Source organism: uncultured Eudoraea sp. (assembly GCF_947490415.1).
Lineage (GTDB): Bacteria > Bacteroidota > Bacteroidia > Flavobacteriales > Flavobacteriaceae > Eudoraea.
The window spans coordinates 1,006,642-1,020,801 of the sequence record NZ_CANLGX010000001.1 but is presented as its reverse complement, the minus strand read 5'-3'; the positions used below and the strand labels follow the sequence as shown (position 1 = coordinate 1,020,801).

The 14,160-nt window shown below is 35.7% G+C and carries 14 protein-coding genes; 5 read left to right on the top strand and 9 right to left on the bottom strand.

Annotated features, from left to right (window positions below; all coding sequences use genetic code 11):
• Window positions 1-331: 331 nt before the first annotated feature.
• From Q0874_RS04520 to Q0874_RS04505, 4 genes are all read right to left on the bottom strand, one after another.
• A complete protein-coding gene (locus Q0874_RS04520; RefSeq protein WP_299159902.1) occupies window positions 332-2,809 on the bottom strand; it encodes a ribonucleoside-diphosphate reductase subunit alpha in 2,478 nt (825 codons plus the stop codon).
• A gap of 119 nt (window positions 2,810-2,928) precedes the next feature.
• Window positions 2,929-3,915 (bottom strand): ribonucleotide-diphosphate reductase subunit beta, encoded by a 987-nt coding sequence (locus tag Q0874_RS04515; RefSeq protein WP_299159900.1) that lies wholly within the window; start codon window positions 3,913-3,915, stop codon window positions 2,929-2,931.
• Between the two features lie 638 nt (window positions 3,916-4,553).
• Window positions 4,554-5,102, bottom strand: coding sequence for a hypothetical protein (locus Q0874_RS04510; protein WP_299159898.1), 549 nt, complete (start codon window positions 5,100-5,102; stop codon window positions 4,554-4,556).
• 19 nt (window positions 5,103-5,121) lie between these two features.
• A complete protein-coding gene (locus Q0874_RS04505) occupies window positions 5,122-5,295 on the bottom strand; it encodes a hypothetical protein (protein ID WP_299159896.1) in 174 nt (57 codons plus the stop codon).
• A gap of 368 nt (window positions 5,296-5,663) precedes the next feature.
• Here Q0874_RS04505 and Q0874_RS04500 point away from each other — a divergent pair, with 368 nt between their 5' ends.
• Both Q0874_RS04500 and Q0874_RS04495 read left to right on the top strand, forming a co-directional pair.
• The gene (locus Q0874_RS04500) at window positions 5,664-6,398 is read left to right on the top strand and encodes a LytTR family DNA-binding domain-containing protein (protein WP_299159895.1); all 735 of its coding nucleotides are present in this window, start codon (window positions 5,664-5,666) and stop codon (window positions 6,396-6,398) included.
• 123 nt (window positions 6,399-6,521) lie between these two features.
• Entirely contained in the window at window positions 6,522-8,384 is a 1,863-nt protein-coding gene (locus tag Q0874_RS04495; protein WP_299159894.1) for a tetratricopeptide repeat protein, read from the top strand.
• Here the strand turns inward: Q0874_RS04495 and Q0874_RS04490 are convergent.
• Window positions 8,377-8,946, bottom strand: coding sequence for a DUF3109 family protein (locus Q0874_RS04490; RefSeq protein WP_299159892.1), 570 nt, complete (start codon window positions 8,944-8,946; stop codon window positions 8,377-8,379). The two genes, Q0874_RS04495 and Q0874_RS04490, sit on opposite strands and share 8 nt — an antisense overlap.
• Before the next feature lie 122 nt (window positions 8,947-9,068).
• Between Q0874_RS04490 and Q0874_RS04485 the strand changes: the two genes are divergently transcribed.
• Both Q0874_RS04485 and Q0874_RS04480 read left to right on the top strand, forming a co-directional pair.
• Window positions 9,069-9,641, top strand: a complete 573-nt coding sequence (locus Q0874_RS04485) for a MarC family protein (RefSeq protein WP_299159890.1) — start codon at window positions 9,069-9,071, stop codon at window positions 9,639-9,641.
• 47 nt (window positions 9,642-9,688) lie between these two features.
• The gene (locus Q0874_RS04480) at window positions 9,689-9,892 is read left to right on the top strand and encodes a hypothetical protein (protein WP_299159888.1); all 204 of its coding nucleotides are present in this window, start codon (window positions 9,689-9,691) and stop codon (window positions 9,890-9,892) included.
• Here Q0874_RS04480 and Q0874_RS04475 read toward each other — a convergent pair.
• The 4 genes from Q0874_RS04475 to Q0874_RS04460 form a co-directional block, all read right to left on the bottom strand.
• The gene (locus Q0874_RS04475) at window positions 9,889-11,511 is read right to left on the bottom strand and encodes a S41 family peptidase (RefSeq protein WP_299159886.1); all 1,623 of its coding nucleotides are present in this window, start codon (window positions 11,509-11,511) and stop codon (window positions 9,889-9,891) included. The two genes, Q0874_RS04480 and Q0874_RS04475, sit on opposite strands and share 4 nt — an antisense overlap.
• Before the next feature lie 16 nt (window positions 11,512-11,527).
• Window positions 11,528-11,965, bottom strand: a complete 438-nt coding sequence (locus Q0874_RS04470; protein ID WP_299159883.1) for a dCMP deaminase family protein — start codon at window positions 11,963-11,965, stop codon at window positions 11,528-11,530.
• Between the two features lie 173 nt (window positions 11,966-12,138).
• Entirely contained in the window at window positions 12,139-12,723 is a 585-nt protein-coding gene (locus Q0874_RS04465) for a HupE/UreJ family protein (RefSeq protein ID WP_299159880.1), read from the bottom strand.
• Window positions 12,724-12,762: 39 nt separating this feature from the next.
• Window positions 12,763-13,494 carry a TerB family tellurite resistance protein gene (locus Q0874_RS04460; RefSeq protein ID WP_299159878.1) on the bottom strand — a complete coding sequence of 244 codons (732 nt, stop codon included), beginning with the start codon at window positions 13,492-13,494 and terminating at the stop codon, window positions 12,763-12,765.
• Between the two features lie 128 nt (window positions 13,495-13,622).
• Here Q0874_RS04460 and Q0874_RS04455 point away from each other — a divergent pair, with 128 nt between their 5' ends.
• Window positions 13,623-14,033 (top strand): BrxA/BrxB family bacilliredoxin, encoded by a 411-nt coding sequence (locus Q0874_RS04455; RefSeq protein WP_299159876.1) that lies wholly within the window; start codon window positions 13,623-13,625, stop codon window positions 14,031-14,033.
• The last annotated feature ends 127 nt before the right edge of the window (window positions 14,034-14,160 follow it).

Below are 14,160 nucleotides of genomic sequence, written 5' to 3'. Positions count from 1 at the left end.
AGATATTATTCTTTAGGCTTAGAAGGGCGACTTACCCCAAAAAACAACTATTATTTATTAACTAGAGTATTGTTTCAGATCTATTGATATGGCGCTTATGCACTTTTCATATAGATATCCTGATTATTCTATATTCTTTAGTTCAGAAGGAATTTTATTTCCTATGTAGATCCCGTTAAGTCCGAAGATTTAAAACATAAAAAACACCTGCTGATAGATCCTGGAAATGGGCTAGACCTACCCGAGGTGTCTTTTAAACAATAAACACTATTACACTATAACTGAAACGATATAGTATAGTCAGCCAATTGCATTTCAGTATAGGTTACGTTCATGAACCGCACATCAGACAATCATCATCTGCTAGTCCTTCTTTGGAACGGGCGATCAATTCTTTCATTTCAGCTGCTGACATTGGTTCTACATCTGTTTCCTGTTGCTGAACAGGTGTGGTTTCAACCGGTAATGCCACGGCGGCTTCTGGCGATGCAGCCGCAACTTCCGCCTCTGCAGCTACGCTAATTGGGATCTCTTTTTTCTTTGTATTATCAAGAGTAAACTTAATAGCATCTACCGCAGCCTTTGTGCGCAGGTAATACATTCCTGTTTTAAGGCCACTCTTCCATGCATAAAAATGCATAGAAGTAAGTTTTCCATAATTGGCATTCTCCATAAAGAGGTTTAGGGATTGGCTTTGGTCTATGAAATAGCCACGTTGCCTGGACATATCAATAATGTCTTTCATACTTAGTTCCCAAACGGTTTTATAAAGCTCTTTAATATCCTCCGGAATATTATCAATATGTTGAATGGAACCGTTGGCACGCATCAAGTCCTGTTTGAGATTTTCATTCCATAATCCCAGTTTAACAAGGTCCTCTAAAAGATGTTTATTAACGACAATAAATTCACCCGAAAGTACTCTTCGAGTATAAATATTAGACGTATAGGGTTCAAAACACTCATTATTCCCTAAGATCTGTGAAGTAGAAGCAGTAGGCATTGGAGCAACTAAAAGAGAATTGCGCACACCGTGCTTTTCTATTTTCTTCCTCAATTTGTCCCAATCCCATCTGCCGGATAATTCTTCATCCTGAATACCCCAAAGATTGTGTTGAAACTGACCCTGAGAAATAGGTGATCCGGCGTAAGTTGAATAAGTTCCCTCTTCTATTGCCTGTTCCATTGAAGCAGTAACGGCGGCATAGTAAAGAGTTTCAAAAATATCCTGATTGAGTTGCTTGGCTTCATCACTTGTAAAAGGTAATCGTAACATTATAAAAGCGTCTGCTAATCCCTGTACACCTAAACCTATAGGCCGGTGTCGCATATTTGAATTTCTGGCCTCTTCTACCGGATAATAGTTTCGATCAATTACTCTATTGAGGTTTTTGGTGACTCGTTTCGTAACTTTAAAGAGTTCCTTATGGTCAAACTCTCCATTTTTTATAAACATTGGTAATGCAATAGACGCCAGGTTACAAACCGCAACTTCATCAGGGGAAGTGTATTCCAATATTTCTGTGCACAAATTGGAAGAGCGGATTGTACCTAAATTCTTTTGATTGCTCTTCCTGTTTGCTGCATCCTTATACAGCATATAAGGGGTTCCTGTCTCTATCTGTGATTCCAGGATTTTTTCCCATAATTCCCTTGCCCTAATTGTTTTTCTGCCTTTTCCTGCCGCTTCATAACCAGTGTATAATGTTTCAAATTCCTCACTGTGATGGGTGAATAAGCCAGGGCATTCATTCGGACACATTAATGTCCATTCCGCATCGGCTTCTACTCTTTTCATAAAAAGATCGGGGATCCACATAGCATAGAAAAGGTCTCTTGCCCTCATTTCTTCTTTCCCGTGATTCTTTTTAAGGTCTAAAAAATCAAAAATATCTGCATGCCATGGTTCAACATATATTGCAAAACTCCCCTTGCGCTTTCCACCTCCCTGGTCAACGTAACGAGCCGTATCGTTAAACACTTGCAACATGGGTACAATTCCATTGGATGTGCCATTTGTCCCGGCAATATAAGATCCTGTTGCTCGTACATTGTGTATTGATAATCCTATACCACCTGCAGACTGCGAAATTTTAGCGGTTTGCTTTAGTGTATCGTAAATACCATCTATGCTGTCATCTTTCATAGCCAGTAAGAAACATGAAGACATTTGTGGTTTAGGAGTACCTGAATTGAATAATGTAGGAGTAGCATGTGTAAAGTACTTCTTGGACATGAGCTCATAAGTCTCTATTGCCGATTCCAAATCATCAAGATGAATCCCCACGGCCACACGCATTAACATATGCTGTGGTCTTTCGGCTATTTTCCCATTTAATTTCAGGAGGTAAGAGCGTTCCAAGGTTTTAAAGCCAAAATAATCATACCCAAAATCCCTGTTATAAATTATAGTAGAATCCAGCTCATCAGCATTTTCAGATATAACCTTAAAGACCTCATCAGATAATAACGGGGCCTTTTTTCCGGTTCTAGGATTTACATATTCATATAAATCCTTCATTGTTTCATAAAAAGATTTTTTTGTGTTCTTATGTAAGTTAGAGACAGAAATTCGCGCAGCCAATTTGGCATAATCCGGGTGTGCCGTAGTTAATGTGGCTGCAATTTCAGCTGCCAGATTATCCAGCTCGGATGTGGTTACACCATCATAAAGACCTTCAATTACCCTCATGGCAACTTTTACAGGATCTACCAGGTCGTTTAGACCATAACAAAGCTTGCGTACTCTGGCCGTGATCTTATCGAACATCATCGGCTCTTTTCTTCCATCTCTTTTTACTACATACATGTGGTTCTAATTGTTTTAAGTGCTATACTGGTTATTGAAAAGCTTATATAAGCGAAATACTCTAATTAAATGAACTAAAAACCCTTATAGAAATAAGGTATAATACGTTATTCTATACTTTAGAAATCTGCGTCGAAACTGATTTTTTGCGCATCTACGTCTTTGTCTTTGTTAAGGACACCTGCCTTTTGGTATTCGGACACACGTTTCTCAAAGAAATTGGTTTTTCCCTGCAGAGAAATCATATCCATAAAATCAAACGGATTTGTAGCGTTGTAAACCTTATCACATTCCAATTCAACCAATAATCTATCGGTGACAAATTCCAGATACTGCGTCATGAGTTTTGCATTCATGCCAATTAGGCTAACTGGTAGTGATTCAGTAATAAACTCCCGTTCAATATTCAAGGCATCTACAAGTATTTCTGTGATTCGTTTTTTTGGAACCTTATTAACCAGGTGTTTATTGTGGAGATGTACGGCATAATCACAATGCATTCCCTCATCTCTTGATATTAGTTCGTTAGAAAATGTAAGACCCGGCATTAACCCCCTCTTCTTTAACCAAAATATCGAACAAAAAGCCCCGGAAAAAAAGATGCCTTCAACCGCTGCAAAAGCAATTAACCTTTCTGCAAAACTCGGGGAGTCAATCCATTTTAAAGCCCAATCTGCCTTTTTCTTGATGGCCGGGAAATTTTCAATTGCTTTGAACAAAATCCCCTTTTCCTTTTCATCTTTAACATAGGTATCTATTAATAAAGAATAGGTTTCAGAATGAATGTTTTCCATCATAATCTGAAAGCCATAAAAGAATTTAGCTTCTGAATATTGAACTTCGTTTACAAAATTCTCCGCAAGGTTTTCATTTACTATTCCATCTGAAGCTGCAAAAAATGCCAGGATATGCTTAACGAAATACTTCTCATCATCACTAAGCTTATTATTCCAGTCTGTTAAGTCTTCATGAAGATCTATTTCCTCAGCAGTCCAAAAACAAGCCTCACATTTTTTGTACCATTCCCATAAATCATGATGTTGTATGGGAAATATCACAAATCGATCTTCGTTTTCCTGTAAAATTGGCTCAAAGGCTGCTGTCATTTTTTTTCTTTTTAAATAGTGTTAATGTAGGGTGGAATTTCCTAAGTGTTGGGCTAACAAAGATTCAAAAATGTTATCAAATTGTAAAGGCGATTTTATAAAATACTACCCAAAGTTTTTAACACCGTATGTTGAAATCTAGGCTCGCCAGTGATGTTTGCTACGTTTCCAGAAAAGTAAATTTTTGTAAAAAAAATGTGATTATTGGATGTGAAATATTAAACCAGAAAGTATAATAAAACATACTTCTTGGTTTATTAAATAAGTAAACTAAAACATTAATGATTTAATCCCTTGCTGGTAAGCTAACTACAAAAAAATACCGCCAAACCGCACGACTCAATAGATGTTTAAACTGTTAATTACCGTTTGGGTCTGCTGATCTAGGTAGTTCCCCCGAAACCTAAAAATCGAGCAAATTGCATGACCAACATGATTGGTATGGTTATCCAATTAGCAATTACACCTATGGGACTGCATTAAAGCAGTAGTATTTCTATAAAGACATACCCCCTTAGAGTCGTACATAATGGTTTGACAGTTTTATTTGATCTTTAAAAATAAAAACTGCTATTATTCTTCAATGAACTTGATATTGATAAACAAATTTATATCAATAAAATAATTAGTTCCAAACATTATTTTTTTAAGGCAATGAAATTACCATTAATTTCAAAGCTGCCTTTATTTGGATTTTCAAAAACTACATTTATACCACCTTTTAATATTTTATCATCAATGTTGTTGATAGTAATTGCGCCATTTTTCGCAAAAAATGGTGATTCCCCAAATTGATTTATATTGGCAAACCCAAAAACCCCGTCAAAATAATCAAGAAATCCTTCAATATTCCCAGAGATTTTATGGCGACCCCTTGCCATTTTTAATGATTGGTGTTGTTTAGAAAGAAAAAATCCCAGCGAATGTCCGGGAAGCTCTTGACCATCATTTAGGTTTAATTTTAATATGGTATACTCCTTACCTTTTGAAGAACGCTTTATCGCAGTTTCAAAATTAATTATCCCATGAAGCTGAAACTCACTTTCTCCGGCAACATTTAGCATATAACTGCCGGCTGCCAAGACCAGCTTGTCAGACTTTATTTTCGTTGAATTATTAGAGGTGAAAATTAGGGACAAAATAACCCATAGACCAACCTTGAGGGATTTGATTAAGAGATGTGGCATGGTAGTTTATTTTATATTTTTATTCTGTACATAATTCTTCTATTTGGCCCTGTTCTTCCGCCAAAAGACTATCAATGTTATTCTCCGAAAACACTACTTCATCTAACAGCTCAAAGCGTTCCTTATTATCCGTCAAAACTGCGAGCAATAATGCTAAGATTAAAAGGGTAAAAAATAGAACACATTTTTTCATTGTTTGACATGCATTTTACAAGCCTTCAGCAGTACGCTTTCTTCCAAATTATAGTAGAGCCAAATTATGGAGTAACTAATGATCTGCACAGTTCATTTGTATAATTGGTATGGAATTATGTATGAATTGCCTTGCTAATTTTGTTTTTGAATGAAATTTTTTAGTCTTTTTAATATCAATCTGTTATAATTCTAACAATCTATTTTTTTCTTAAAAAAAGAAGACCACAATCGGTGAATATTTTTTTTAATGTAAACTTTAAGTGTTTTAGCACTAGTCATACACCTATTTAATCTATCTATACAAATTTCAATAAGTCTTAATAGTAGTACTGCTAATTTTGTAACTTACGAGTATATAATAAGATAATGTTACAAGCTGTTATTGTAGATGATGAGATAAAAGCACTTCAAAGTCTTTCATGGGAATTGACTAATTTCAGTGATGAAATAAATGTAGTTGCTTCTTTTACGGACCCTTTTGAAGCCTTAAGTTATCTTAGCCATAACACCCCGGACTGCTTGTTTTTGGATATTGAAATGCCTACCATGGATGGGTTTCAGTTCATTAAAAAATTAAGCAATAAGGATTTTCCAGTTGTGATTACAACAGCCTACAATCAATATGCGATAAAAGCACTTAAGAACGAGGCTATTGATTATCTTCTAAAACCAATTGATACGGACGACTTAAAAGAAACTATTGTAAAAATTAAAAAGTTTAACGCAAAAAATTATACTACAGATAGACTGGAAAAAATTCTGCTGAATTTTAATGCTAACGAAAAGCAAAAAAAAATTACTTTCAATACGGACGGGAAATTAGTATTCCTGGAAAGTGAACAGATCCTATATGCCGAATCGGACGGCAATTACAGTACTATTTATCTTGTAGATGGACACAAGATTGTTCTTACCAAAAAATTAAAAGAAGTTAATGAGTTGTTGCCAAGCGATTCCTTTTTCAGGATTCACAACTCTTATATAATTAACCTTACAAAAATTAAGGAGTTTCTAAAAACAGACGGATATGTGGTGCTTCAATCCAATCATAAAATACCTGTATCCCGTCAAAAAAAGTCTGATTTTTTGGATTTGTTATAATCAATTCGAAAATTACCTATGCTAAAGAGTTATAAAATCCCCCAAAGTCCTTCTATTATACCTAATTATTTCTTGCTTTTTTGGGTTATTACAATGCTCTTTTTGCATAAGGCGAATGCGCAGGTGAGCGACAAAAATTTCAAGGAAATAACGGGAAGCCTTATATCCAAGGCCCCTGAGACTTACAATGATTTGGACATTGTGCTTAAGCCAATACAGCGAGATACCAGTTTGATGCGTTATTTTGCTAATGCTTCAACTAAAGAAAACTACCATGAAGGCAAGTCCTATGCATTTAATCAATTGGGCATATCTTACCGGAATTATGCACTATATAGCAAAGCCATTAAACTACACCAAATGGCTTTAGAGGCCGCCGAGGTAAATGACAATACAGAATTTCAAATTTATAGTTTAACTATGTTAAGTGCCGTCTATCGGCAAACAGAGGCTATCCCCTCAGCTTTAGACTGTGCCCAAAAGGTAATAGATCTAGCTCAGTCTATAGAACAGCCTAATGAAAATATAAAAAGGAACCTAAATTTATCTCTGAGCAGTATTGGCCATATTTATAGAACTCTAGGCCAATACGATCTTGCTATTGCCAGTTTCAAGAAATCAATAGCGCTAGAGGCCGAATTGGACAATTCCCTCGGGCTTGCCATGAATTATATGGGAATTGCAGAATGCCTTGAAGCCGAGAGTAAGCTTGAAGAATCGCTCCAAAATTATGAAAAATCCAAGGTCTTTAATGAAAAGGTTGGATCAAAAAGAATCAAAGTGATGTCAAATCTCGGAATTGCACATATATATGTTCATCAGGGGAAAAACAATGAAGCGCTTCAAATTTTTGAATCCATTCTTGAACTATCTAAAGATTTGGGCGACATGAAGATTATTTCCGCAATTTATATAAATATAGGCTGGGCACAAATGCAAAATAATCAGTTTGAGAAGGCTCAACACAATCTAAATAAAGGGCTGGAAATAGCTAAGAAATATAACCTGCTTAGTGAGATGGAAGAGGCATACTCCTTCTTAGCCGATTTATGGGAAAATAAAGATGATTTCAAAAAATCTAAAGAATTCTTTTTAGAGGCGGCAAGTGTGGAGGAAATAATTTCAAATGATCGTAATAAGCGATATTTAGCCGATTTAATTTCTCGTTCTGAGGCAGAGAAAAAGAACAGTCAGATAGAAGTACTTGCCAAAGAGAATGAAATAATGAATTTAAAACTGCGCAGAAATCAAAACACCCTATTGATCGGTGCCTTATTCTTGGCCTTATTTACGCTAATGTTATATATTTTATACAGACAAGCCCAGCTCAAAAGCGATAAGAAGGTGCTTACGCTGGAGCAAACTATGCTTCGCAGCCAGATGAATCCTCATTTTTTATTTAATTCGCTAAATTCTATAAAGCTCTATATCATAAACAATGAAAAAAAGAACGCAGTCCATTATCTAAATAAGTTTTCGAAACTGGTGCGTAAAATACTTGAGGCCTCTTCTCTTAAGGAAATACCTCTGGCTGAAGAGTTAGAAACCGTAGAGTTATACATGAATATTGAAAATATCCGATTTTCCAATGAAATTCAGTTTAAAATAATTGTAGATGAAGGTATTGATCCCCATATAGTTAAAATCCCTTCTCTTATTCTTCAACCTTTTTTGGAAAATGCATTATGGCATGGCCTTTCTTCAAAGGATGGTGACAAATCTATTTTATTACAGGTAAGCAGAAAGAAAAACGGCTATATAGATATTTCTATAACCGATAATGGCGTGGGAAGAGAAGTTGCAGAAAAACTCAAGGAAAGCAAGATTTTAAAAAGAAAATCAGTCGGAATCAATATTACAAAAGAACGATTGGAGAATTTTGCTAAAGATTATCAAAATACATTTAAGTTAGAAATTGTAGACCTTTTTAATACGCTGGGTGCAGCCTCGGGCACCAAGGTAATATTACATATTCCTACTATTTAGAGTTCTCCACCGCTATTTTTTCCAATTCCTGATACCATTCTTTCCCAAATTTTCTAATGAGTGCCTCTTTTACAAACTTATAAATGGGGATTTTCAATTCTTCTCCCAAAGAACATGCCGGATCGCAAATTTCCCATCTATGATAATTCACAGCTGTAAGCTCCTCATATTCGGTAATTCTTACCGGATATAAATGACAGGATACGGGTTTTTTCCATTTTGTCGCTCCATTATTATAAGCTTCTTCCAGTCCACATTTTGCAATCCCTCTTTCTGAATAAATTACATATGCACATTCTTCTTTATTAATCAATGGTGTTTCCCATTCACCATCTGCGCCCTTTATAAAGGCACCTTGCTCTTCTATAGCTGAAACTCCTTCCGCCCTAAGGAAAGGCTTAACATCCGCGTAAATATCCACTAGAATTTCAGTCTCTTTATCCTCCAAAGGAGCTCCCGCCTCTCCGTCTATACAACAAGCGCCCTTGCATGCAGATAAATTACATACAAATTCCCTTTCCAAAATATCGTCAGAGATTATGGCTTTACCAATTTCAAACATCCTGTAAAATTAAGATCGTAAAGGTAATTATTGAAATTTACATATATAAAATATTTGTACTTCTGTGATCTAAAAACCTTTGGTATGCGTAAATTTGCCAGCTTATTTAATTCAATAGTCCAATGAATTTTAACTTAAGAGAAATAGCCTCGGCAAGTATGATCCTTTTTGCCGTAATAGATATAGTAGGCAGCGTCCCTATAATTATCAGTCTTCGAAATAAAGTGGGTCATATACAATCAGGGAAAGCCACTATTGTAGCAGCTTGTATTATGATAGCTTTTCTATTTATTGGCGAGGAAATTCTAAAGCTAATAGGGATAGATGTAAATTCATTTGCGGTGGCCGGTGCCTTTGTTTTGTTTTTTTTAGCCATTGAAATGATTTTGGGGATAGCACTTTATAAAGATGATGCGCCTGAAAGTGCTTCTATAGTTCCCATTGCCTTTCCTCTTATTGCCGGTGCAGGTACTATGACCGCTCTCCTTTCTTTAAGGGCAGAATTTCATGTAGAGAACATTATTGTGGCTATTATTATAAATATTATTTTTGTTTATATAGTTCTAAAATCGTCAAAGGCAATTGAAAGGATACTTGGAAAGAACGGGATTAATATAATTCGGAAAGTTTTTGGAGTAATCTTATTAGCTATAGCAGTTAAGTTATTTACTTCAAATATTAACCAACTATTTTAGAATAGATTATTGAGAGGAAACGGGGTGAAAAACTAGAAACAACTAAAATGAATAAAACATTATCTATTGTACTTATAATCCTGGCGCTTGTACTTATTACTTACAATGTTACTCTTATTGATTTTGATGAGCCCCTGAAAGGAAATAGTGTTGTTGCTTTAATTGGGATTGTGGCCTCTCTATGCGCAATTTTACTGCTGTTAATATATCTGACTTCCAAAAAAATTCAAAAAAAAATAGAGGATAATTAGTTGTTGAATTCAATCTGCTTTTTTTCTTTTGGATGAATTGTGGGTAGATCCAATTCCAGAACTTTTTGTAGCATACTGTCTGAAGTTGACTTTATTTTTGCATTGAGGTTTGAGGAAAATAATTGCTCTGCCAAAGCACCTTTCAAATAGAGTTTTATCTTCTCTTCAAAATCATAAAAATTAATTTTAATATTTCGATCTATTGAGTAGTCTACGAATTTTTCAAAAACTATGTCATCCACATTAAAATCCCGGAGAAACTCTGCTTCGGTATAATTGGTATATCTATTTCTGTCTTCTTCTAAATGCTCAAATATAAACCTGGACATAAAACCAAGACTTTCCAGACTTTCAACAGCTTCTTCTTCATTACTGCCAATTGGCACGAAAACATCAGGAATTATGCCGCCCCCTCCGTAAACCACCTTCCCCTTAGGAGTGGTGAACTTCAAAGAATCTGCTACTTTGATGCTATCAACAGAAATCAGCTCTCCGTTATGATAGCGATCTGTAAATTTTTGATAATAGTCCTTATTTCCATTTTTATAAGTCTTTTGAATAGAACGACCTGTAGGTGTGTAATATCTCGATACTGTCAGGCGAACGGCTGAGCCGTCGCCCAGTTCCATTTCTCGCTGAACCAATCCTTTGCCAAAAGATCTGCGTCCAACTATTGTTCCTATATCGTTGTCTTGCAGGGCTCCTGCTATTATTTCACTTGCGGACGCGGAGCGTTCGTTTATTAGAACATAGACCGGTTTATCTTCGAAATTACCCTTTTTTGTAGCAAAGGTTTTTTCTATTTTCCCTTTTTTATTTTTAGTATATAAAATTAACTTACCATCCTGCAAAAATTCGTCAGCTAACTGCTCTGCAATTCCCAGATAACCTCCAGGATTATCCCTTAAATCAAGAGTTAGCTTTTTTGCCCCCTGACGCTGCAATATCCGCAGTGCCATGTTGAATTCTTTATAGGTAGATTCGGCAAATCTGTTTATTTTAATATATCCTATATCAGGGGTAAGCATATAATATGCCTGAACGCTTTTTATTGGTATGCGGTCTCGCTTAAGATTTACCTTAAATAGTTTATCCTCAGATTTACGATAAACCTGAAGTTGAACTGACGAACCATTTTGTCCTTTCAATCTATCTACAATAACTTCACTTGGCAATCTCTTGCCATAAAGGGTATCACTTCCTGCCATCAGTATTCGATCTCCTGCCTTAATCCCTTTAAGAAAACTAGGCCCTTTTTCTACAGTTCGTATTACCGTGATAGTATCCCTATACATATAAAAATTTATCCCTATGCCAACAAAATCCCCTTTCATATTTTCAGCAACCCGGGTCATTTCACTTTTGGGAATATAAACGGAATGAGGATCCAATTTATCCAGAATATTATTTACGGTAACATCTACTATACTATCCGTATTAATGTCATCAACATACTCATAATCAATATAATCTATAAGTCTGTTAAGCTTATCTTTTTTAGAATTTGTTGTAAATAATTTCTCTGGAGTATCATTAAAGTGAAGTTTCCCGCCCACAAAGATTCCGAGCGACAAAGCCAGGGCTATGATTGTTGGCCATATATAATAACGTTTCTTCATTTAGTCTAATTATAATTTAAACAGCACCGTCAATAACAGGAAGGTGCTGCAATTCCACCCCCGCCCTTTTTAGAAATTCTAATCCCGAATTATCTTTATACTCAATTTGATATACCACACGTTTTATGCCAGATTGGTGAATAAGCTTACTGCATTCACGACAGGGTGATAGCGTTATATACAAAGTAGCACCTTCACAAGACTGAGTTGAAGCAGCTACCTTGGAAAGAGCATTAGCTTCCGCATGTAAAACATACCATTTGGTATATCCCTCATCATCCTCACAAAAATTTTCAAATCCCGTGGGTGTACCATTATACCCATCTGAGATAATCATCCTGTTCTTAACCACAATAGCTCCCACCTGTTTGCGTTTACAATAGGACAATTTACCCCATTCATGAGCCATTCTTAAATAAGCTTTATCGTATTTTTCCTGTTTACTTTGTCTCACCAAACAGAATCTTTGTATGCGCCATTTTATTCAGGTAAAGCACTAAGATACCTGCTTTGGGAAAGTCCCACAACCTTATATGGTTAATTTTTAATTAAAACCGTTGTCTGGTATATCTAATCTGTTAAAACATTTCTCCTCCAAACCAAAGTTGATTTAATACATGAATTCTTTTACCAGAGCCAACTATTTATCAGCATAGGTATTGTAAGTAATACTATAATCGAGGAAAATAATACCGTGAATACTACCCTTTTCATACCCAGCTTATTTTGCATTATAAAGGCCAGTATTAATATTGAAAATATTACAATGACCTGCGAAATTTCTATTCCGCCGGCAAAACCCAGCAGAGGTCCTATCTTTTCATCTTCATCACTCATTAACATATTGAAGTAATTAGAAAATCCAAACCCATGTATTAAGCCAAAAAAAGTAGTGGCAAATTCAAGCAGGTATCCTTTGCTTTTAGCCTGGAACACAATAGTCCGCACTATGTTAAACAATGCAGTTAACAATATGGTTAACGGAATTAAAAATTCAACTAACTGGACGTCAACCTTAACAAATGAATAGGCAGATAACAGTAAAGAAAGACAATGAGCGATGGTAAATAATGTCGCTAATACAATTACTTTCTTCCAGTGCTTAAATGTAAAAGGAGCCGTAAGGGCGGTCAGAAATAACACATGATCATAAGCTCCCCAATCTAAGACATGGTGAATTCCAAGCTTGCAATAGAACCAAAAATCATACATGAATATTCTTTTTAAAAATAAAAGAGTTCCAAAATCTCATTAAATTCCTCTTTCCTTTTGTATCTGTTCATAGGCTCTCTGAACTTCCTTAAACTTTTCCTCTGCTCCTTTTTTAATCGCCTCATTATCTGTGATCACCTTATCCGGGTGATACTTTTTGGCCATTTTCCGATAGGCTTTTTTAACTTCATCATCTGAAACCGCCTTTTCTATTTCCAATATCTTGTAAGCATTGTCTGCAGACTTTATAAACATTGCCTTAATACTTTCAAAATCATGGCTTCCCACCCTCAGGTAACCGGCTATTTCCTTTATTTTTTCAATTTCTAGATTACTCACCGCTCCATCGGCCTGTGCAATGCCAAAAAGAAAATGCAATAATTGCAACCGCACTTCATAGCGCGTTCGCTGATTCAGGTACGTGCAAATGCGTTGAGCAGATATCTCTCTATTTTTAATAACCTCATTAAATGTTCTAAAAATAGCATTCGCTTTTTCCTTTCCGTATGTGCTTAGAAAGTATTGTCTGACATAGTCTAATTCTCGCTGATTTACTTGTCCATCTGCTTTAATCACAATAGAACAAAGCGAAAGGAGGTTTAGTTCAAAATCTGCCGGGGACACCTTCTGTCTAGTAAAATCACTAAAGACTGTTCTTCCGCCGGAACTGCTATTTAAATTATCTATAAAACTCCCAACTAAAAAGCCCAAAATAGCTCCAGGTAAACGGAAAAGAAAATAACCCAAAATTGCGGCGAACCACCTAATCATAACAGTAGTAAAATTTGCGCAAATATAGGATAATATGAATGAATCCCTTACTTAAAGAATGGTTAAGCTTTTGGTTAAGGATATTACAATTTCACTATCTTTGCCAATAATTTAATAAAAAAATGCTTATGTATCCTGAAGAATTAGTAAGACCAATGAGAGCAGACCTGGCTTCAGCCGGATTTGAAGAATTATATACTGCAGAGGCAGTTGAGAAGTCCATAAAACAGGAAGGTACTACCTTGGTAGTTGTTAATTCTGTATGTGGCTGTGCTGCTGCGAATGCAAGACCAGCTGCGAAATTAAGCCTGGGAAATGGCAAAAAACCAGACCATCTTATCACTGTTTTTGCGGGTGTAGATACGGAAGCCGTAGATGCGGCAAGAAATCTTATGATTCCATTTCCTCCCTCATCACCAAGTATGGCTTTGTTTAAAAATGGGGAATTGGTACATATGATAGAAAGACATCATATCGAAGGAAGACCTGCAGAATTGATTTCAGAGAACTTAATGCAAGCATACGAGGAATTCTGCTAACATTAGATGTGCCAGTTCTATAAATCCCCGGGAATTTATGGTAGGTTTCATTCAGGTTCAAAGACTTCATTTAGAATAAATGTTTATTAGATAACATAAAAAATGGTAAAAAACCGCTTCTATAAAA